We start from the raw sequence: 21063 nt of genomic DNA, 5'->3' as shown, positions 1-21063 counted from the left end.
ACCTTTCACCTCTTTTTTAGCACTCAAAACGTCCAAGTGCTAAATACAAGTATAAATTTACCAAACAAATCAGCTCTAGTCAACTGAAAACACTTCATTTCCGACTAAAGACTGACTTATTTGGTCAAAATTGGTCAACCATGCGATTTAAAGGAACTCACGAAAAACATTATTTCCTAAAAATCGACCTGCTCTTGTTAATTTTACAACTTCATTCGTATTTTCAAGCCATCCTTTTTCTTTCGTAGCTACGATTGCCTTTTGAAAAGTCGTCTCTAATTCCTGCCCAAATTTCTCAAAAAAGTGTCCCTTATTTACTCCATCTACCTTACGCAGACCTAGAAACATCTCTTCCTCCATCTCTTCTTTAAGAGATAAATCTTTGGTTTGGAAAATCGGAAGTCGTCCTTCCAGAAGCGGTGTCATGTACTGCTTAAGCGGACCAAAGTTACTGTACCGTGTATTATTTAAATATCCGTGCGCCCCTGCTCCAAAGCCGAAATAATGCTCATTGCTCCAATAAACGATGTTATGGCGGCTCCTAAAGCCCTCTTTTGCAAAATTACTAATTTCATATTGCTTTTTCCCGTGCCGCTCCATTTCATTCATCAAAAAGTCATACATATTTGCCTCCGCATCTTGGCTTGGTAAAATAAGTTGTCCTTTTTGCATTAAATTATAAAATATTGTTTTCGGTTCAATAATAAGCGAGTAAGCAGAATAATGCGGTAAATCAAGCGTTAAAGCTTTTTGAAGTGTATCTTTAAAGTCATCTTCCGTTTGTCCTGGCAAACTAAAAATTAGATCAATACTAACATTTTCAAAACCGACTTTTTCCATATTCTGAATCGACTGATACACATCTGCTACTGTATGAATTCTACCAATTTTCTCTAGCAGCTCGTTATTAAAACTTTGAACACCCATACTAATTCGATTCACACCATTTTGTTGCATTGCTTTTAATTTCGATAGAGAAAGATCACCTGGGTTTGCCTCAAAAGAAAACTCTACATTTTGAGAAAGTGGGAAAATCCGGTAAATCGCTTCACAAAGGCGTTCAATCTGCCTCTCACTTAAAGTTGTTGGCGTCCCTCCCCCAACAAATACGGTTTCAACAACATCTAATTTTTCCCCAGCTGTCGTCATCTCCATTTCTTGAATGAGCAAATCAACGTAGCGATCCACTGGTTGCCCTTCTAAAAATACTTTATTAAAGTCACAATAATAACAAATATGTTCACAAAAAGGAATATGAATATATACGGCCGTCATTCATGCCACACTTCTTTCTTTAAAAAAGAGCCGCCAAAACCGAGTGGCAACTCTTTTGTTTTATTGATTGTCGTCCATCTTTAAAATAGCCATAAAGGCTTCTTGCGGTACTTCCACAGAACCAATCTGCTTCATCCGCTTCTTACCTTCTTTTTGCTTCTCGAGAAGTTTGCGTTTACGCGACACGTCTCCACCGTAGCATTTCGCTAAAACATTTTTACGTAGAGCTTTAATCGTTGAACGAGCAACTATTTTTGTACCAATTGCAGCTTGAATAGGCACTTCAAATTGCTGGCGCGGAATCAGTTCACGTAATTTTTCTACTATAATTTTACCACGCTCATAAGCAAAGTCTCGGTGAACAATAAAGCTAAGTGCATCGACTTTTTCCCCGTTGAGTAAAATATCCATTTTCACGAGTTTCGAAGTCTGATAACCTAGGACCTCATAGTCAAATGAGGCGTATCCTTTTGTGCTAGATTTCAACTGATCAAAGAAATCATACACAATTTCAGATAGTGGGATTTCATAAATGATACTCACCCGAATATCGTCTAAATATTCCATCGTAATGAAGTTTCCACGTTTATTTTGTGCAAGTTCCATAACCGCACCAACATAGTCATTAGGAACCATCACAGTTGCCTTCACATAGGGTTCCTCAACTGATTCAATAACACCTGGTTCAGGCATTTCTGCTGGATTATCTACAATGATTTGTTCCCCATCAGTTAAATTCACATGATAAATAACACTCGGCGCTGTTGTAATCAAATCAATATTAAATTCACGTTCAATCCGCTCTTGAATAATTTCCATATGCAATAGTCCCAAAAATCCAGAACGGAATCCAAAGCCTAGTGCTTGAGAAGTTTCAGCTTCAAATTGTAGTGCAGAATCATTTAATTCTAATTTTTCAAGCGCATCACGCAAATCATTGTATTTTGAAGAATCAATGGGGTACAACCCACAATATACCATTGGGTTTAACTTTCGATACCCAGGCAACGCTTCCTTCGCAGGATTATTTGCAAGTGTAATTGTATCCCCAACACGCGTATCTCCAACATTTTTAATTGATGCCGTTAAATATCCGACATCTCCAACCATTAAAACATCTTGAGCCGTTGCTTTTGGTTTAAAAACACCAACCTCCGTGACTTCAAATTCCTTGCCATTTGACATCATACGGATTTTATCCCCTGCTTTTACTGTTCCTTCAACAATTCTAATGTTCGCAATAACACCGCGATACGCATCAAATACCGAGTCAAAAATGAGCGCTTGTAAAGGGGCATCAATATCTCCCTGCGGCGCCGGAACTTTCTCCACAATTTGCTCTAAAATATCTTCAATGCCAATCCCTGCCTTTGCAGAAGCGAGCACCGCTTCACTCGCGTCAAGACCGATAACGTCTTCAATTTCTTCGCGAACTCGTTCTGGATCGGCTGCAGGTAAATCAATTTTATTAATAACAGGCAATATTTCTAAATCATTATCAAGCGCTAAATAAACATTTGCTAATGTTTGCGCTTCAATACCTTGGGCGGCATCCACGACTAAAACCGCTCCCTCACATGCAGCAAGACTTCGCGATACTTCATAAGTAAAGTCAACATGTCCTGGGGTATCAATTAGGTGGAAGGTGTATGTTTCTCCGTCTTTAGCAGTGTAGCTAAGTTGAACGGCATTTAATTTAATCGTAATTCCACGCTCTCTTTCAAGATCCATCGAATCAAGTAACTGATCTTTCATTTCACGATGTGTCAAAGCATGTGTTTTTTCTAAAATTCGGTCAGCTAACGTTGACTTCCCATGGTCGATATGAGCGATAATGGAAAAATTTCTTATTTTCTTTTGTCTATCTAGCATTTCTTTTTTATTCATTATCCCAGCTCCTGATTTTGGCTCATCCCTTATAAGATGGCAAGCTAAGCTTGATTATATCAGTAGAAACACGATTATTCAATGACTTCTTTCAAAAATAAATGATTTTTAAATAAAAATCAGAAAGTATTATTGCAAATCCGCCAATCTTTATGTATAATAGCATTTGTTCTGATGTAATTTAAAAAGGGTATGTTTTGAAATAAATAGTACCTCATTAGTTTGGACGGAGGTGAATGGAATGCCAAATATTAAATCTGCGATTAAACGTGTAAAAACAACTGAAACACGCAACAGCCGTAACGTTGCTCAACGTTCCGCAATGCGTACAGCCATTAAAAAAGTAGAAGAAGCTGCTGCTACTAACGCTGACAATAAACAAGAATTATTTGTTGCTGCGAGCAAAAAAATCGATTCTGCTGTATCTAAAGGCTTGATTCATAAAAACAAAGCGGCTCGTAACAAATCTCGCTTAGCTGCTAAAGTTAAATAATTGATGAAAACATCACTGTCAGTGGTGTTTTTTGTTTGTGTAAAATTAGACTGATAACAGAATCGTAAAATTCTAAACAAAGCCAAGTACAAAAGCGGAGCGCACCTGAGTAGGCTTTATCTACGAAGAATCTCATTTGTCATCAGTCTGCATCTTTTCAAACAAGGCCTTTTTGCTTTTTACGATAGTCTTCTAGTTCAAACAAAAACCATTCCAACTTTTGTTCTCTATTCCCAATTCCTGTTTTAAGCTCTAAATCAATCTCTGAAATGCGTAACAAAGCATACTGGAGCTCGTCCTGGCTAAATCCACGTGCTTGTTTTGCGGCTAATTTTGCCCGGAAAGGGTGAACTTTTAATGTACCTGCAGCTTGTTGAGAACTGTAGCCCTCTTTTTCTAAAATCTTAAGCTGACTTAACAGACGAAACTGACTTCCAATCAAAGCCATAATTTTAATTGGCTCTTCTTTTTGTTTTAACAAGTCATAATAAATTCGAAGCGCACCTGAAATATCTTGGGCAATCAATTTGTCTAGCAGTAAGAAAATATTTTGCTCGAGTGAGCGAACAACTAAATTATCGACGTCACTTACCCCAATCTCTTTTTCCTCAAATTTAAAAAGCATAAGTTTGTCCAGTTCATTCATCGCTGTTGTTAGATTTCCGCTAGTTAGTTCGAGTAAACGAAGAATGGCATCTTGTTTTATCTCAAATTGATTTTGCTGTACTTTATTTTGAATCCAGCTAGTAAATTCTTTTTCATTTGGTCGTTTTGCTTCAATAACTGTCGCTGTCTTTTTAAGTAACTTCGTAAGTTTTTTGCGCTCATCTAGTTTTTCAACATGTGCAATAAAACATAAAATCGAATAATCAACTGGCTCATTTAAATAAGCTTCTAACTTTTCCGTCTGATGCTCCACCTTGCTTTTATTTTTTTCAGTCGTAAGAAAACTTGGATTACTAGCTAAAACAAGACGCTTCTCACCAAAAAATGGCAAAGTTTCTGCTTCTTCAAGTACAGACTGAATGGGCGTTTCATCTAAATCAAAATGGACATAGTTAAATTCCATATCTTCTTCCGAAAGAACATTTTCAAGCAGTCGTTTTTTCGTTTCGTTAATAATATAATCTTCCACGCCAATAATTAAGTATACTGGCGCAATCTTTTTTTGTTCTATTTTCTTCCACTCATCTATCAAAACAACCACTCCTCTCTCCCATCCTAATCCAATCCCGCCTTCTTTTCAAGCGTAAAACGAAACCCCTCACCAAAAACATACGTAATCATACCAGTTTGATCCGTTCGAAAAACTGTAACTTGATTTTTTTCAAGAGTCGCAAGTGTTTCTGCGTGTGGGTGTCCAAAACGATTATTCAAGCCACAAGAAATCAAGCCTATATGTGGACCAACTGCCTTCACAAAAGCATCTGTTGTAGAAGTTTTACTCCCGTGATGCGCTATTTTTAAAACATCAGCTCGGATGTCGCTACGGCGAAGCACCTCCTCAGCTTGAGCTTCAATGTCTCCTGTAAAAAGCCATGTTAGGCCATCTAACTTAGCTTTTATAACAAGTGAATCATTATTACTACCGTCACTCCTCTCACTCGGATGTAAAATTGTCAAACTGTTTTCTCCGTAATTAAAGTAAGCACCTGATGTGAGTTCTTGAACTGGAATATCGCTTAACTCTAAAAGGGTGGTTCGTAAAATTGCTTTTTGAGCAGCACCCGCACCAATATACAGTTGCTCCACTCGTATTTCCCTCGCCAGCTCATCTAGTGCCTCCATATGATCTGCATCAGCGTGTGTGATAAAAACTTTGTCAAGCCGCTTAATCCCACGTGCTTTTAAGCTAGGTGCCAGCACATTTGCTCCTACCGAGAACTCTTTTTGTTTTAATTGCCACTCTTTCTTTGCAAAAGGAAGTGTTCCCCCTGTATCAATTAAAAAGGTTCCAGCATTCAGAGGTAGCTGGATCAAAATGCTATCCCCTTGTGCCACATCAATAATTACGACTTCTCCTTTAAACGGGAAATTTTGCCAATTGCATAAGCATAAATAAACCAACAAAACTAAAAAGGCTCGTTTCAAATATTGTTTTTCAAATAAGTAGAAAAAAAGATATAGCATTCCAATAAATAAACAGAGGAAAATCCCACTTGGTCTGCCAGTTACTATGCTCTTAAAAGGAAAAGCCGTCAAAAATTGTGTCACTTGTTCGGTTAACTGAAGAAGTAGCGTGAGTATTGCATTTGGAACAGCAAAAAGTAATGGATGTAGCGAAGTGAGAAAACAAAAAAAGACAAGTGGAACGATGATAACGGAAAATAATGGCACGTAAAAAATGTTAAGTAAGATTCCGATAACTGAGAATTCGTAAAAATGAAACATCATCACAATTGAAGAAGCCAAAGTGGAAATAATCGATATAATAAGACCTAGTAGCCACGTATTTGTCGTTCGACTGATAATTCGTTTTGATAAAATGAGGGCAAAGGCAACGCTATAGGTTAATTGAAAACCCACTTCAAAAACAACATATGGGTTGAAAATAAAAAAGAGAATAAAGGTAAGAGAAATGGCGGATAGCGTTGACAGCTTTTGCGTAGAAAGTAAGATTAAAAAACTCATGCCAGCTGCCCGAACAACCGGTGGATTAAACCCTGCTAATAAGGCATAGGCAGGAATCAAAATGAGGAGCAAGTTGCGACTTCCTTCACGTGTTACCCCAGCACGAATGAATAAGTGAAAGCAAAAAGAAACAAACAAACTAACATGTAATCCTGAAATAGCTAAAAGATGCACAACTCCTAATTTTTGATATTGACTAAAGATATTATCATCGAATAAACTTTTTTCGCCAACAATTAAAGCAGCGATGTATGGCGATGTATTTTTATCAAAAGTTTGCTCAATGTAGTCGATAATTGAATGTCTGATATTTGCAATCTTTTGGAGAACGTTCTCGTTTTTTGATTCGCTAAATTGAATAGCCGTCACTTTTGCTATATAATGAATTCCTTTTCGCTTCAAATAATTTTGATAATTAAATTGGTCCTCGTTACGGTTCGGTGATGGTAGTTCCAGTACTGCGTTAGCCTTGTAAGTCATACCGAGTTTTAATTTTCGAAAAAGTTCCTTCTCTTCTTTTGAAGTCATTTTATACGTGACAAGAATTTTTTCTTGCTGATAGCTAGAAATGAACTGAAGCTTGTCCCCGTCAATTTTTAATTCAGATTGAATGGAGTCAATTATTTTTATTTTTTCTGGTTTCAACTTGCTTACATTGTGTTGCTCCATTACTGTCATATATATGAAACTAGCTATGGCTACAAAAAACAAGAGAATGAATTTGTTATCTTTTAAGGTCATTAACAGGCAGAACAAGCAACTAAGAGCTAAAAAAAGAGGAGTCGAAAAGACTCCTAGAATGGAAAAAATGAGCACCACAACCGAAAAAAATATATATCGTTCGATGGCCTTCACTCCGTTTCTTAAGATAGTCTGTTTTCTAAGTTTGCATAGAGCTTTTGAATATACTCATCAGGTATTTGTTCAGAAATAGCCGCTTCCTTGACTTCACGAAGTAGCGTTTCCTTATTTACTTTTTCTCCCGCAAAAATATGTGAATCAAACGGGATTTTTTTCACTTCCACTCCCGCTTGTTGAAATAATTCAACAGCATATGGGTGGTTTTTATAATCTTCTGCATAGCAAACTGTTTGAATACCAGCTTGTATGATGGATTTACAACAGGCAACACACGGGAAATGTGTCACATACATCTCCGCCCCATCAGTCGATGCGCCAAATTTCGCACATTGTAAAATCGCATTCATTTCAGCATGAATTGTTCGGATGCAGTGACCTTCGACGACTAGGCAACCATGTTCAGCACAATGATCACCACCTGCAATAGAGCCGTTATACCCGCCTGCGATGATACGTTTATCGCGTACAATTGTTGCCCCTACCATTAGACGCGTACATGTACTTCTAGAGGAAATGAGATGGCTTTGCGCCATAAAAAACTGGTCCCAAGCAATACGTTTCATGATTCTACCTCGCTTTCACTTTTAAGTATAAGTTTGATGTTTTAGGTAGTCAATCAAAAATTTTATACTTCTAAATGTTCTTTTAACTTGTCTACTGTTTTTTCGCCAATTCCACTCACATTTTTTAAATCATCTAACGTTTGAAATAGCCCTTCTTTTTCTCGGTATTCAATAATGGCTTTTGCTTTTGCCTCCCCAATGCCTGGAACTTGCCGTAAGTCACTAATTGAAGCTTGATTCACATTTATTTTTTGTCCAGAATCAGTTTTGTCTGCGGAGCTATTTTGTACAGTTTGCTTAGCTTCTCCAATTTTATAGACGGTAATAATCATCTCATCTTTTAGTTTTTCTGCTAAATTAATTGCATTTAAATCCGCATCGGCAGTTAAACCGCCTGATACGGCAATGGCATCTTTTACACGCCCATCAAGCGCGATTTCATAAACGCCTGGATTTTTTACTGCACCTTTTACATCAACCATGACCGTTTTGCTCACTTTGGTGTCCTCTATTTCAGTTCCTTCTTTATTTGACAAACTGGAAAAACCTGTGTCTTCTGTAGCGTTACTTGTTTCGGGCTGAAGCAAGAAGTAGCTTGCTATAAAGACACTAAACGCGATTACGCCAAGCGACCAAAACCATTTCGGATACTTCTGATATAGTTCTTTCATGTTTGAACTCCTTTTATTTTTACTTATTCGACACCTCTAATTAAATTCCTCTCGAATACATAAAAAAAAGAAAGTAGTTTTTTACACTACTTTCTTGCTAAAAAGAAGAGCCTTTCACTTTTTTCATGCGGTTTTTCTAGTGAAAAGTCTGCATATACACGAATTTCGCTAAATCCGGCAGCAATTAATTTTTTTTCATAGGTTGAAATCGGATACGTTCTTTCTTTATGAAGTTCGTCTTTCCTAAAGTAGGAGCCATCGCTATTTTCAACAAAAAAAGTCAACTCATGTTCGACCGAATGAGGCGCTTTTCCGGGAAATGAATTCCATATCGTTGAGACACTTAAATCGCTGTCGCCATAACTATAATTTTCAAAGCCAACATCTATTTTATAAACTGAATGTACGTCAAATAAGAACACTCCGTCTGTATTTAAATGCTCGTAAACTCGCATGAATGCTTCATCTAGCTCTTTTTCGGTTTCTAAATAGTTGAGTGAATCACAAAAACATGTCACAACATCGAAGCTCTTTTGGAAAGAAAAATTGGTCATATTTTCTGCAAAAAAAGAAATGGGTAAATTGGTGGCGTTTATTTTTGCTTCTGCCACGCGTATCATTTCCTCAGATAAATCAAGACCTGTGACCTCGTAGCCTCGGAAATGCATGCGAATGGCGAACTCCCCGGTGCCACTAGCCAAATCAAGTAAAGTCCTTTTACCTTTTGGGAGTAGCTTTTGAGCAAAATCTGCCCACTCATCATACAATTCCGCATCCATTAGTTCGTCGTACACTTGCGGGAAAAATTCGTAGCTCAAAGCCCTACATCTCCTTTATGACGTAAATGCCTTTGAAACATCTTCAAGCGGGGCATCTCCCCATAATTTTTCCAAATTGTAGTAAGAGCGTTCATCGCGGTGGAATACGTGAACAATCACATCACCTAAATCAATCAACACCCACTGAGCTGCCTCTAAGCCCTCTAGACGTTTAACTTCTACATCGTTTTCTTGTGCTTGTTTTTTAATTTCACGTGCAATAGCTTCTACTTGTTTATCAGAATTACCATGACAAATGACAAAATAATCAGCAAAACTGGACAAACCTTTCATATTTAGTGCTAAAATATCTTCCGCACGTTTATCATCAGCCGCTTTTGCAACTAACATGAGTACATCGTAACTATTCAAATTTCAAAACATCTCCTTCTTTAATTAAACAGGCATAGTAATTATACGCTAAAAATGTATCGGGAAATATCGGCTGCTCTTTGCTTGCTAAATAGCCAATCGTACGACCAAGAGCAAATAACATTCCCTTGTCTAAAGAAGCCGCTGTGATTTGTCTCGCTTCTTCTACGCCAGGGAAGTCTCGACCGGGCTCCGTATAGTCAGCTAAAAAAATAATTTTATCTAGTGACGACATGTTTTCCGTACCAGTCGTATGCCAGCGAATCGCATTTAAAATCAATGTATCGGTTATGCCAAATTCATGTTCCGCCAAGTAAGCCCCGACTGGCGCATGCCAAATTGCATTTTGATAGCGTAGAAATTCCGGATTCATTTTCGCTCGAATGATAATCGCGCGCGCTTTTTCGTCATCAAGATATTTCGCATAATCATGTAAAATTGCGGCTATACTTGCCTTCTCTTCCGATTCAAAATAAATTTTTGCAAGCTTTACAGCCGTTTCCTCCACACCAAGCGTATGAATGAACCTTTTTTCTGGCATTGCTTGGCGCACTTTTTCAAGCATTTCATCACGATTCATATAACTGATGCTCCTTCACATACCGCACAACTTGTGTCGGTAAAAAGTAATCAATCGGCATCTTTTTTGCCATACGTTCGCGAATGAGCGAAGACGATATAGACATTTCTGGCACAGACACGTTCTTAACCGGATAGGGCGTTTTAAGGCAATATTCTGGGCGGTTTACACCCACAAATTGAACAAGCTCCACCAACTGGTCAATGTTATACCAATTTGGTAAGTATTCTACCATATCCCCACCGATAATAAAATAGTAATCTGTATTTGGATTTTCTTCCACCATTTCTTTCATGGTGTCAAAGGTAAAAGATTTTCCCGCACGTAAAAGCTCCCTAGAATCCATCACAAAATGCGGATTATTAGAAATCGCAAGTTGCAACATGGTAGCGCGATCATTAGCCGAAACGTTTCCGCTTTGTTTATGTGGGGGCACTGAATTTGGGAGGAAAATAATTTGTTCCAAGTTCAGCACTTCCCTGACCTCGTTTGCAATTATCAAATGTGCAATGTGTGGCGGATCAAAAGTGCCACCTAGAATACCAACGCGTTTTTTCATGGTTTCACCTCAAATTTAAGGTAATACAATTTGTTTTTTCGTTTTCGATTCTTTATATACAATAATTGTGCGACCAATCACTTGAACAAGCTCGGCACGGGCACGCCCGCAAATTGTATCCGCTACTTCTTCTTTTGGAACCTCACAATTTTGTAAAACGGAAATTTTAATAAGTTCGCGAGCTTCAAGCGCTTCCGCAATTTGAATCACCATATTAGGTGACACTCCACCTTTTCCAACTTGAAAAATCGGGTTAAGCGAATGCGCACTTTTTCGCAAATAGCGTTTTTGTGGATTTGTTAGCATTGTTTTCCTCCTATAATGAAGCAAGCACAGCCTGTTTCATGATTTCTGTATCAGGCTTTTGCCCCGTCCATTTTTCAAAAGCTAGCGCACCTTGATGAATAAACATCGGTAAGCCGTTTTGAATGATGGCCTGCTTTTTACTCGCTTCTTTTAAAAACCGTGTTTGTTTCGGATTATAAATAATATCACTAACCACTGTACCTTGACGTAAATTATCAAGCGCAAGTGGCATTTCGTTCGCTGTTTTCATAAGACCAACGGAAGTGGTTTGAATAACAACGGAAAATGTCCCCAATTGCTTTTCTGCTTCTGAAATCGTCAACACTGCATCTTCTGGATAGTCAGAAATCATCTCTTTTGCCTTCATGACGGTGCGATTTGTGACTGCCACATGGCAACCAATTTTTTCCTTGATGGCGAAATAAATCCCTTTACTCGCACCACCCGCACCAATTATTAAAACCGTATCATTTGGGTGTAGTGGATGAATTTCGGCTAGGCCTAAAAGATAGCCAAGGCCATCTGTATTATAGCCAATCCATTTTGAGTTTTCCCGAACAACCGTATTTACAGCGCCACAATTTTCAGCAAATTCATCTAGGCCATCCAAAAAAGGAATAATCCGTTCTTTAAAAGGCACAGTCACATTAAAACCATCCATTTTCTCCATAAAAAGTGGTATTTCTGTTTCAAAATGTTCAACACTCATTTTTTGGCGCGTGTAGTCAGCATCTATACTAAGCGCACGAATTGCCGCACGATGCATTTCTGGTGAGAGCGAATGCGCAATTGGGTTCCCGATTACAGCTAGTTTTTTCATCCTGATTGCCTCCTAAATTAGTGGCTCGCGAATCGTCACATTAACGCCTTTTGGCACCCATGCGGTTACTTTAACATGGCCATTTGGAACGCATACCCAGCCTAAACCTGAAAAAACGATGTCCGCTTTTTCACGAATGACAAATGTATGCGGGATGAGTTCTGGTAAATCTGCCAAATCTTTTTCGCTCGGCGGGCTTAAAATCAAGCCTTTTTGTGTGTCATATAAATGGTCCGCTTTTTCTAATTTCGTCCGGTGCGGCTCAAGCTGGTTCGACATGTAAACAATGAACGATGAGCGTTCACCCTCTGTGAAGTCAAGACGAGCGAGTGCACCAAAGAATAATGTTTGCGCGCTATTTAATTGGTAAACAACAGGTTTGATTTCTTTTTTTGGTGTAATGAGCTTCAATGTTTTTGGCCCGATAAAATGTGCCATTTGATGATGATTAATAATTCCTGGCGTATCTACTAACACACGGTTTCCTTCCAGTGGAATCTCTATCTTATCAAGCGTCGTTCCTGGAAATTGCGAAGTTGTAATGACATTATTTTCCCCCGTTGCAAACTTAATAATGCGATTGATTAAGGTTGATTTGCCAACATTTGTACAGCCCACAACGAAAACATCCTCACCGTCTCGTAGTTCTTCAATTTGTTCCATCAGCGATTCAAAGCCATAACCCTTTTCGGCACTAATTAGGGCCACATCTGCTGCACGTAAGCCTAAATCTTTTGCTCGCGTGCGCATATAACGTGTTAATTTATCTCGTTTTAAAGACTTGGGCAATAAATCTGCTTTATTTCCGACAAGAAGTACTGGGTTATTGCCAACAAAGCGGTGAAGTCCAGGCAACCAGCTCCCATCAAAGTCGAAGATGTCGACAACGTACACAATGAGTGCTTTTTTAGCCCCCAAATCATTTAAGATTTTCAAAAAATCATCATCTGTTAAAGAAACATCTTGGATTTCATTGTAGTGTTTTAAGCGGAAGCAGCGCTGGCAAATGACTTGTTCTTTATCCAGTGATGACTTTGGTGCATAGCCTGGTTTTGATTTGTCCACAGACTGGATAATCGCGCCACACCCAATACATCTTAATTCTTCGGTCAAAGTGAATCCTCCCATTCCATCGGTTGCTTTTTCGCTAACCGTTTCAAAATAATACGCTCCATAAAACGATTGAATTTTGTCGCAAGTCCGTCCGTTTCTTTCACAGGGCGTACAAAAATCGTCATCAATTTTTGCCTATTGCCGCCAAAAATGTCCGTCATAATCTGATCGCCAATCATAATCGTTTCTTCCGGCGCCGAGTCAAGCTCACGCAGTGCCTTTTTAAAATTTTTACTAAGTGGCTTTTTTGCTTTGGCTAAATATGGAATTCGTGTGGCGCGTGCGACACGTTCAACGCGTTCCTCCGAGTTGTTCGATAAAATCATCACCTTAATGCCTTCCGCTTCAAGTAGTGTAAACCAGTTGATAATTTCATGCGTCGCATCCATCTCATCCCAAGCAAGAAGCGTATTATCTAAATCAGTTAAAATTGTTGTCTTTCCCAAACTTTTAATATGCGTTGCCGTAATTCCAAACGGAGAATTTAACATCCGATCTGGTGAAAATTGCTTTAGCACTCTTTCGCACCCCATTTTATATAGTATAAATTCTGCAAATACTATCATACCGTTATTTACAAAGATAATCTACAAATTTTACCATCTTTCTGCATTTTTTACAAAAAAAGAATGGTTTAATGCTATAATGATGGAGAAATACTCATATCATTACGCGTTTTTAGGGAGGAAAAAAATATGGCAAAAGACTATTCCCTTATTTGGGATCTCGATTCAATTTATAGCGGGGGAAGTAGCTCAACTGAACTCCGTGATGCACTTAAAAAAAACAAACAAGAGCTCGATCAATTTGTGCAAAACATTCACGATTGGAGTATCCCAGAAAATACAGAAGATACGTCGGAATTTCTCATTTTAATTAATCAAAATGCTGATATTTCTCGCGTTTTACTAACCGCAAGTTCGTATCTGGAATGTTTATCTTCAGCTGATGTTAGGGATGAACGTGCGCTTGAACTCGCTGCTCTTGTGTACCAGCATCAATCCATTTTACAGACGGCAGAAGATGAGTGGCATGAAAAGTTTGCTAAGGTATCTGACCGTGTTTGGAATGAAATCCTTGCACAAAATGGCTTTGAACAAATTGCTTTTGTTTTAAATGAAGCGCGTACAAATCGTCAAAAGAAAGGATCAAAAGAAATTGAAGCCGCTATTAATGCGCTTTCCGTCGACGGCTACCGCGGCTGGTCTGATCATTATGACACAGTAGTATCAAAAGTTCGCGTTAAAGTCGATATTCTAGGCGAAGCAAAGGACCTTTCAGCTGGACAAGCACTTAACATGTTGAACCATCCAAATCGCGACGTCAGAAAAGCTGTATTCCAAGCTTATACAGAAAGTTGGCAAGAACAAGGACGGTTATTTGCTGACACATTAAATCATTTAGCTGGCTTTCGCTTGGCTAGCTATGGCATGCGCAATTGGGACAATGTGCTCGCTGAACCACTTTCGATAAATCGTATGGAACAAGGTACTTTAGATGCAATGTGGAACGTGATTCGCGAACATAAAAGTACATTTACTGCGTTCTTAGACCGTAAAGCCAAATTACTTGGTATTCCTAAACTCAGCTTTTATGACGTAGAAGCTCCTCTAGTTTTTAGTGAAGAAGCGAAAAAATATTCTTTCCAAGAAGGCGCAGAATTCATCATTGAACAGTTCAAAAAATTTAGTCCAAAAATGGCACATTTTGCTGAACATGCTTTCGCCAACAAGTGGATTGAAGCGGAAGATCGTGATAATAAACGTCCAGGCGGTTTTTGCACAGACTTTCCCTTAGTTAAAGAAAGTCGCATTTTTATGACCTATGACGGAGCGCCTGGTACTGTTGCGACACTGGCACATGAGCTTGGGCATGCGTTTCATTCATATGTAATTCGTGATGAGCCATTTGAAAATACGGATTACGCGATGAATGTTGCTGAAACGGCTTCTACATTTGCTGAAATGATTATTGCGGATGCATCTGTAAAAGAAGCAAGCACAAAGGAAGAAAAAATAACACTTCTTGAAGATAAAATTGGTCGCAGTGTGGCATTCTTCATGAATATCCATGCCCGCTTCTTATTTGAAACACGCTTTTATGAAGCGCGTAAAGAAGGCATTTTATCTGTAGATGCACTGAATCGTTTAATGGAAGAGGCACAGCGTGAAGCGTATTTAGATGCACTTGATGAATACCATCCTGAGTTTTGGGCTTCAAAACTTCATTTCTACATTTCAGAAGTGCCGTTTTATAACTTCCCGTACACATTCGGTTACCTTTTCTCACTTGGCATTTACAATAAAGCTATAAAAGAAGGCGAAAGCTATGAAGATAAATATATCGCGCTATTAAAAGATACTGGTGCCATGACAACAGAAGAACTGGCTAAAAAACATCTTGGCGTTGATTTAACAAAACCTGATTTTTGGGAAAGTGCCGTTCAAATTACCGCAGATGATGTCAATGAATTCCTAAAATTGACGGATGATTTATAAGCCAAAAGCGAGAATCCAGTGGATTCTCGCTTTTATTAATTCCATTCTTTTAAAAGTGCTAAAATACATTCCGATGAAGCTTTAGAAGCTGTTTCAAGAAAACTTTCAAAGGAAAGAGCAGCTTCTTTATCTGCCACATCAGATAATGCTCGGATAATTACGAAGGGAATATCAAACTGATGCGCCACTTGTGCGATGGCTGTTGCTTCCATTTCGACCGCCTTTACTTCTGGAAAATGCTTAGTAATTCTTTCGCGCTGTTCCTCTGTTGAAATAAAAGAATCCGTTGTCGCAATTAATCCAAAAACGGCTTTATTTGTTGTCTTTTGTAATTGATTCACATATACTTTTTCAACTTTCTTTATTAAATTGGAATCTGGAAGGTAGACGGCCGGCATTTGAGGTACTTGACCGAACGTATAACCAAAAACCGTTGCATCCACGTCTCCGTAAGTAAGTTGGTTTGAAATAATCACATCAGACACATTCAAATCTTGACCAATACCACCTGCTGAACCAGTATTAATAATACATTCTGGCTTATAATGGTCACATAAAATTGTTGCCGAAATAGCTGCATTGACTTTGCCAATTCCTGATTGAAGTAGCACAACTTCTTGTTCATAAATCGTCCCACGATAAAATTTTGCTCCTGCGATTTCTTCTTCTAAAAGCAATGTCATTTGCTCTTTTAAAATTTTTACTTCTTCTTCCATCGCCCCAATAATTCCTATCACAAGGAAAACCTCCTTTTAATCTAAATAAAAACGCCGGAAATCTACCAGCGTTTATCGCTTATCATTTTGTTTTAACTCTTCTACTTTCATCGGTTGCCAGCCCTCACCGTCACGCCAAGCAATGTACACACGATACGCTTTGTCAGGTGTGCTTTTTTCTGAAACTGTTCCAATCGATTCTGTTGCTGGATCTGCGCCGCGTCCTACAAACCAAAGTGTCATGTTATCTGCGTCTATTCCAGTTGCCTCCGAAAAAGCTTGAATTTTTTCTTTCCAATCTTGGCTTGTCGCGTCATAGGAGTTAACATGATCACCTGATTGCTTTGTACCAACAGATTTCCAGTCTTTAGTAATAACTTGATTAACGTTTGGGTCATCACTTTTTTCGGTTGTTGTCGTTTCTTTCGGTTCAGACTCATCCGGTTTTTCCACTTTTTTATCTTTTTCGCCTTTAGCGGCATCTTCTTTTTTCGTTGTCTGAGATGCCGTTTTCGTTTCTGTTGGTGCATCAGAATTATCTGTTGCTAAAATGACGAAATAAAGCGACGTAATGATTAAAAGCGATACAATGATGATTAAAATATTTAAAATCAAGTTTGTTTTTTTACGTTTCGTGTTCGACTCTAGCCTAGATCCTTCCACGCTATTTTGTTTCACACGGCGATTTTTATTTTGCTTTGTCACCATATTTGAGTCTCACCACCTTGTTAAAAAGCAAGATTATGCTTCAATTTTGATAATTTTAACGGTCATATCGCCACCAGGCGTTTGAATATTTACTTCTTCACCAACTTCATGGCCGATTAAACCTTTTGCAATTGGGGAATCGTTAGAAATACGTCCTTCAAATGGATCAGCTTCCGCACTACCAACAATCGTGTACGTTTCTTCATCGCCGCCTGGTACTTCTAAAAATGTTACCTTCTTACCAAGTGAAACCGTATCGTTGTCCACTTCAGAGCCATCAATGATGTGCGCATTACGAAGCATGTTTTCAATTGTTGTAATGCGTCCTTCAACAAATGCTTGCTCATCTTTTGCAGAATCGTATTCGGAGTTCTCGGATAAATCACCAAAACCGCGCGCAATTTTAATACGCTCTACGACTTCTTTACGTTTTACCGTTTTTAATTCATGCAATTCATTTTCTAATTTTGCTTTCCCATCAAGGGTCATTGGAAATACTTTTTCAGTTGCCAAAATAGTTTCTCTCCTTTTAGAACATTTCTTTGTATAGAAAAGCACGGAGACGATCTCCGTACCATGATCGAATATTTACTTCACGCGAGAAAGATAGCAATTCTTTCAAGTAGTAAGCAAATCTCTTTCATTTCATAACGCAAATTTTACAGTAATTTGGATACTTTGACAAGCCCAACGAATCTTCTCTTACATATTTTCTTGAAGCACGCTGGCAATTTTCGTTGTCATTAAATCAATCGCCACATGATTTTGTCCGCCTTCTGGAATAATAATGTCGGCGTATTTTTTTGTTGGCTCAATAAATTCATTGTGCATCGGTTTTACAACTGTTAAATACTGCTCGATAACAGAATCAAGTGAACGCTCACGTTCTTTAATATCACGAAGCAACCTGCGAATAATACGAATGTCATCATCTGTATCCACGTATACTTTAATATCCATTAAATCACGCAACCTAGGATCTTCTAAAATTAGAATTCCCTCTAAAATAATAACATCGCGTGGTTCTTGATGAATAAGCATATCAGAACGCGTATGTTTCGTATAATCATAGACAGGTTTATCAATTGCTTCAAAGCGAATGAGTTGCTTAATATGTTCGATTAATAAATCTGTATCGAATGCGAGAGGATGATCATAATTCGTTTTTAGTCTTTCTTCAAAAGAAAGTTCCGTTTGATCTTTATAGTAAAAATCTTGTTCAATCATTAAAATGGAATGCTCATCAAAATGATCGAATATTTTTTTACATACGCTTGTCTTTCCAGAACCTGATCCACCTGTGACACCAACAACAACTGGCTTTTTCTTCATGATATTTCGCTCCTCCTAGTAATTGCAAGTCCATCTCCTAGCGGAATTGTTGTCGTAACAAAATTTTCTTGTTGTACTAAAAACTGGTTAAAATCTCGCATTTTACGAGCAACACGCGCCTTTTTCTTAACCTCATCGGTTTCATCAAGCGCTAGTCCCTTAAATAAAACATTATCGCTATATAAAACGCCACTTTGATTTAGAACAGGTGTATAAAGTGCGAAAAACTTTTCATATTGCGCTTTCGCCGCGTCTATAAAAATAGCATCATACGGTCCTTTTTCAAGCAATTTATCGGCATCTATGAGAGCATCTCCGAGTACGCAATCGATTTTTCTGGCTCCGTAACGTTCAACATTTTTTAAAGCCAATTGGTAACGCCACTCATCACGTTCAATAGTCACAATTTCAACATCTGGCATTACTTCGTGCATCCGTAATGCTGAATATCCAATTGCTGTCCCAAGCTCTAAAATACGCTTTGGTTTTTGAATTGCCATAATTTGTAGCATCGCGTGCAAGGAATCTGCTTCCATAATTGGTACATGATTTTCTTTCGCAAACTCTTCCATTTCCGCAAAAAAAGCGGAACGTTTCGGAATTTGCGCAACTAGGTAATCTTGCATAGTTTGATTCATAAACTTCCCCTCTTACTCTTGATTGCTTGTAATATGTTCTTCTTTCAAGCGATTATGTTCCTCTAATGTTTTTGAAAAGTAAACTTTCCCTGTTTTTGTATTTGCTAAAAAGTATAGATAGTCCGTTTTCTCTGGATAAAGGGCTGCTTCCATGGAACTTTGACCACTATTTGCAATCGGTCCAGGCGGCAAGCCGTTCACACGATAAGTGTTGTAAGGTGAATCTACTTTTAAATCAGAATAAAGGGTTCTATCTTTATGTTCACCGAGTGCGTAAAGAACTGTTGGATCGGTTTGTAAGCGCATATTTTCATCTAAACGATTGTAAAAAACACTCGCGATTTTTTTGCGGTCTACGTTTTGCGTTGCTTCTTTCTCGATTAAAGAAGACATTGTCAAAAATTCGTGAACTGATTTTTGTTGCTTCGTTAATTCTTCGCGGTACGGTGCTAGGTTTGTGTCCGTTGCTTTAATCATTTCTTCAATGATTGTTTCAGCACTTGCATTTGAATCTTTAAACGTATACGTGGCTGGATATAAGTAACCTTCTAGCGGATGTTTAATTTCTTTATTCAACACAGCATTTGTTAGCGTATCAGGATATTTTTTAATCATTTTTTTAACAAAATTTGGGTCATCCATTGTTTTTAAAACATCGCTTTTTTTCAAATTCGGTTGGTAATTCACAATTCTTTCTGCAATTTGGTCAAGTGCATATCCTTCTGGAATGACAAGCTTCTCGGGAGCAACAGTGTCTCCTTCTTTCAGAACTTTTACAATTTCGTCTGTATCCATTGCTGGACTAAGTTGATATTTACCAGCTTTTAAATTACTCTCATTCGTATATTTGACATAATATGAAAAAACTCTTGCATCATTAATAACGTTTTTTTCTTCTAATAGGTTGCCAATATCTTTCACATTGGATCCTGATGGAATTTCGACAATAACTTCTTTTTTACTGCTTGCATCCTTTGCACCTAGTTGGCTTTGAATATAAAAATAACCTGAAAAAGTTGCGATGATAAGGACTAGAACAATAGCAGAAATAATAATGGTCATTTTTTTACCTTTAGACTTACTCAAGTAGACCCCTCGTTTCTTTACATTATCCAGTTCATTATACCGATTTTTTTCCCACATTACTATGCGTATTTATTTTTTTTAACAAATTTTAATATTTCACAAAAAAAATCCTGAAAGCTAAGTCACTTTCAGAATTTTCGGCACTTTTAAGCTTCAATGGATTCCACCGATTCAATGTTACGTTTATATAATCTAACAGAACGACCTTCATTGTCATCCAGTAGAAATGTTCCTTCTCCAGTTGGTACTAATGCCTCTGAAATCGCTTTTTTCTGCGAATCGCTATCTACCGTTTTGCTATATGTACGCCCACTCACCATATGAACCGTTACAACAAATTTTTCCATGGTAACCCTTCTTTCGTTTTTTCGAATAAAACTATCATAACAAAAATTAAACAAAAACACATATAAAAACCCTTTTTTATAAAAAATAACGCGTTTTGATTTCCTTGTGCTATAATAACAAAGTTAACATTGTATTTAGAAGGAGTCTTTTTATGTTACATACCATTATTCAAAGCCTTCAAGATTTTGTCATGTATTTAATTGATACCTTTGGGCATTTTGGGATTTTCCTTGCCATGCTCATTGAAAGCGTCTGTATCCCTCTTCCTAGTGAAGTTGTGATGTTATTTGGTGGTTTTATGGCCGAAGCTGGAAAGCTCAATTTTTGGCTTGTCGTATTTGCTGGTATCGCTGGAAACTTAGTTGGCTCGCTTATTGCCTACTACATTGGAAAAGCTGGCGGACGAACACTCGTCTTAAAATACGGGAAATATATTTTCCTAAACGTCAAACATCTTGATAAGGCTGAAATCTGGTTTAATCGTTACGGATCAAGTGCCGTCTTCTTTGGTCGAATTCTCCCAGTTATCCGAACGTTCATCTCACTTCCGGCCGGAATCGCCAAAATGAACCTTTCAAAATTTATTCTTTATACAATTCTTGGCTGTATTCCGTGGAATTTATTTTTAACATGGCTCGGCTACACGCTTGGAGCTAACTGGTCAATCGTCGAAAAATATACACGCCCCATCTCATATGGAATTTTACTCCTCTGTATCATTTTTGTCGTCTGGCTCGCTTATAAAATTTGGAATAAAAAAGCACGCGCAAAAAATTAAAACAAAAGGT

The 21063-nt window shown here is 38.0% G+C and carries 24 protein-coding genes; 3 read left to right on the top strand and 21 right to left on the bottom strand.

The window, feature by feature from the left end:
* Positions 1-147: 147 nt before the first annotated feature.
* Both hemW and lepA read right to left on the bottom strand, forming a co-directional pair.
* Positions 148-1275: a radical SAM family heme chaperone HemW gene (gene hemW, locus R8923_RS01520; protein WP_485870987.1), complete on the bottom strand. Its 1128-nt coding sequence runs from the start codon at positions 1273-1275 to the stop codon at positions 148-150.
* Between the two features lie 60 nt (positions 1276-1335).
* Complete coding sequence (gene lepA / locus R8923_RS01515; protein ID WP_485870986.1) at positions 1336-3162, bottom strand: translation elongation factor 4; 1827 nt, start codon at positions 3160-3162, stop codon at positions 1336-1338.
* Positions 3163-3403: 241 nt separating this feature from the next.
* Here lepA and rpsT point away from each other — a divergent pair, with 241 nt between their 5' ends.
* Positions 3404-3655 (top strand): 30S ribosomal protein S20, encoded by a 252-nt coding sequence (gene rpsT, locus R8923_RS01510; protein WP_485870985.1) that lies wholly within the window; start codon positions 3404-3406, stop codon positions 3653-3655.
* Positions 3656-3812: 157 nt separating this feature from the next.
* Here the strand turns inward: rpsT and holA are convergent, their stop codons facing one another.
* The 12 genes from holA to R8923_RS01450 form a co-directional block, all read right to left on the bottom strand.
* Positions 3813-4853, bottom strand: a complete 1041-nt coding sequence (gene holA, locus R8923_RS01505; RefSeq protein ID WP_485870984.1) for a DNA polymerase III subunit delta — start codon at positions 4851-4853, stop codon at positions 3813-3815.
* Between the two features lie 23 nt (positions 4854-4876).
* Positions 4877-7102 (bottom strand): DNA internalization-related competence protein ComEC/Rec2, encoded by a 2226-nt coding sequence (locus R8923_RS01500; protein WP_485871211.1) that lies wholly within the window; start codon positions 7100-7102, stop codon positions 4877-4879.
* Positions 7103-7149: 47 nt separating this feature from the next.
* Positions 7150-7710 carry a ComE operon protein 2 gene (locus tag R8923_RS01495; RefSeq protein ID WP_485870983.1) on the bottom strand — a complete coding sequence of 187 codons (561 nt, stop codon included), beginning with the start codon at positions 7708-7710 and terminating at the stop codon, positions 7150-7152.
* Between the two features lie 62 nt (positions 7711-7772).
* Entirely contained in the window at positions 7773-8381 is a 609-nt protein-coding gene (locus tag R8923_RS01490; protein WP_485870982.1) for a helix-hairpin-helix domain-containing protein, read from the bottom strand.
* 86 nt (positions 8382-8467) lie between these two features.
* Positions 8468-9199: a class I SAM-dependent DNA methyltransferase gene (locus R8923_RS01485; protein WP_485870981.1), complete on the bottom strand. Its 732-nt coding sequence runs from the start codon at positions 9197-9199 to the stop codon at positions 8468-8470.
* 15 nt (positions 9200-9214) lie between these two features.
* Positions 9215-9571 (bottom strand): ribosome silencing factor, encoded by a 357-nt coding sequence (rsfS, locus tag R8923_RS01480; RefSeq protein WP_485870980.1) that lies wholly within the window; start codon positions 9569-9571, stop codon positions 9215-9217.
* Positions 9564-10151, bottom strand: a complete 588-nt coding sequence (yqeK, locus tag R8923_RS01475) for a bis(5'-nucleosyl)-tetraphosphatase (symmetrical) YqeK (RefSeq protein WP_485870979.1) — start codon at positions 10149-10151, stop codon at positions 9564-9566. The genes rsfS and yqeK overlap by 8 nt, the downstream gene beginning before the upstream one ends.
* The gene (locus tag R8923_RS01470; RefSeq protein ID WP_485870978.1) at positions 10141-10710 is read right to left on the bottom strand and encodes a nicotinate-nucleotide adenylyltransferase; all 570 of its coding nucleotides are present in this window, start codon (positions 10708-10710) and stop codon (positions 10141-10143) included. Before R8923_RS01470 ends, yqeK begins: the two co-directional genes overlap by 11 nt.
* 15 nt (positions 10711-10725) lie before the next feature.
* The gene (yhbY, locus tag R8923_RS01465) at positions 10726-11016 is read right to left on the bottom strand and encodes a ribosome assembly RNA-binding protein YhbY (protein ID WP_485870977.1); all 291 of its coding nucleotides are present in this window, start codon (positions 11014-11016) and stop codon (positions 10726-10728) included.
* Positions 11017-11026: 10 nt separating this feature from the next.
* Complete coding sequence (gene aroE, locus R8923_RS01460; RefSeq protein ID WP_485870976.1) at positions 11027-11836, bottom strand: shikimate dehydrogenase; 810 nt, start codon at positions 11834-11836, stop codon at positions 11027-11029.
* A 12-nt stretch (positions 11837-11848) separates the two neighbouring features.
* Complete coding sequence (gene yqeH / locus R8923_RS01455; RefSeq protein WP_485870975.1) at positions 11849-12949, bottom strand: ribosome biogenesis GTPase YqeH; 1101 nt, start codon at positions 12947-12949, stop codon at positions 11849-11851.
* Entirely contained in the window at positions 12946-13467 is a 522-nt protein-coding gene (locus R8923_RS01450; RefSeq protein WP_485870974.1) for a YqeG family HAD IIIA-type phosphatase, read from the bottom strand. Before R8923_RS01450 ends, yqeH begins: the two co-directional genes overlap by 4 nt.
* 177 nt (positions 13468-13644) lie before the next feature.
* Here R8923_RS01450 and R8923_RS01445 point away from each other — a divergent pair, with 177 nt between their 5' ends.
* A complete protein-coding gene (locus R8923_RS01445; protein WP_485870973.1) occupies positions 13645-15447 on the top strand; it encodes a M3 family oligoendopeptidase in 1803 nt (600 codons plus the stop codon).
* A 35-nt stretch (positions 15448-15482) separates the two neighbouring features.
* On the opposite strand, the gene R8923_RS01440 is transcribed toward R8923_RS01445, so the two are convergent.
* The 7 genes from R8923_RS01440 to R8923_RS01410 all read right to left on the bottom strand — a co-directional run bounded on the left by R8923_RS01440 (position 15483) and on the right by R8923_RS01410 (position 20274).
* Positions 15483-16184 carry a 5'-methylthioadenosine/adenosylhomocysteine nucleosidase gene (locus tag R8923_RS01440; RefSeq protein WP_485870972.1) on the bottom strand — a complete coding sequence of 234 codons (702 nt, stop codon included), beginning with the start codon at positions 16182-16184 and terminating at the stop codon, positions 15483-15485.
* A gap of 51 nt (positions 16185-16235) precedes the next feature.
* On the bottom strand, positions 16236-16871 hold the full coding sequence (locus R8923_RS01435) for a YrrS family protein (protein ID WP_485870971.1): 636 nt from the start codon (positions 16869-16871) through the stop codon (positions 16236-16238).
* Between the two features lie 33 nt (positions 16872-16904).
* Positions 16905-17384, bottom strand: a complete 480-nt coding sequence (gene greA / locus R8923_RS01430) for a transcription elongation factor GreA (RefSeq protein WP_485870970.1) — start codon at positions 17382-17384, stop codon at positions 16905-16907.
* Positions 17385-17573: 189 nt separating this feature from the next.
* Entirely contained in the window at positions 17574-18203 is a 630-nt protein-coding gene (gene udk / locus R8923_RS01425) for a uridine kinase (RefSeq protein WP_485870969.1), read from the bottom strand.
* A complete protein-coding gene (locus R8923_RS01420; protein ID WP_485870968.1) occupies positions 18200-18841 on the bottom strand; it encodes an O-methyltransferase in 642 nt (213 codons plus the stop codon). The genes udk and R8923_RS01420 overlap by 4 nt, the downstream gene beginning before the upstream one ends.
* A 12-nt stretch (positions 18842-18853) precedes the next feature.
* Entirely contained in the window at positions 18854-19927 is a 1074-nt protein-coding gene (gene mltG, locus R8923_RS01415) for an endolytic transglycosylase MltG (RefSeq protein ID WP_485870967.1), read from the bottom strand.
* Between the two features lie 146 nt (positions 19928-20073).
* The gene (locus tag R8923_RS01410) at positions 20074-20274 is read right to left on the bottom strand and encodes a hypothetical protein (protein WP_485870966.1); all 201 of its coding nucleotides are present in this window, start codon (positions 20272-20274) and stop codon (positions 20074-20076) included.
* A 152-nt stretch (positions 20275-20426) separates the two neighbouring features.
* Between R8923_RS01410 and R8923_RS01405 the strand changes: the two genes are divergently transcribed.
* Positions 20427-21053, top strand: coding sequence for a DedA family protein (locus R8923_RS01405; RefSeq protein WP_485870965.1), 627 nt, complete (start codon positions 20427-20429; stop codon positions 21051-21053).
* Positions 21054-21063: the final 10 nt, after the last annotated feature.

The organism is Listeria tempestatis (assembly GCF_963575625.1).
GTDB classification, from domain to species: domain Bacteria; phylum Bacillota; class Bacilli; order Lactobacillales; family Listeriaceae; genus Listeria; species Listeria tempestatis.
Note: the sequence above shows the minus strand (reverse complement) of the source record. Positions and strands in the feature narration are given on the sequence as shown.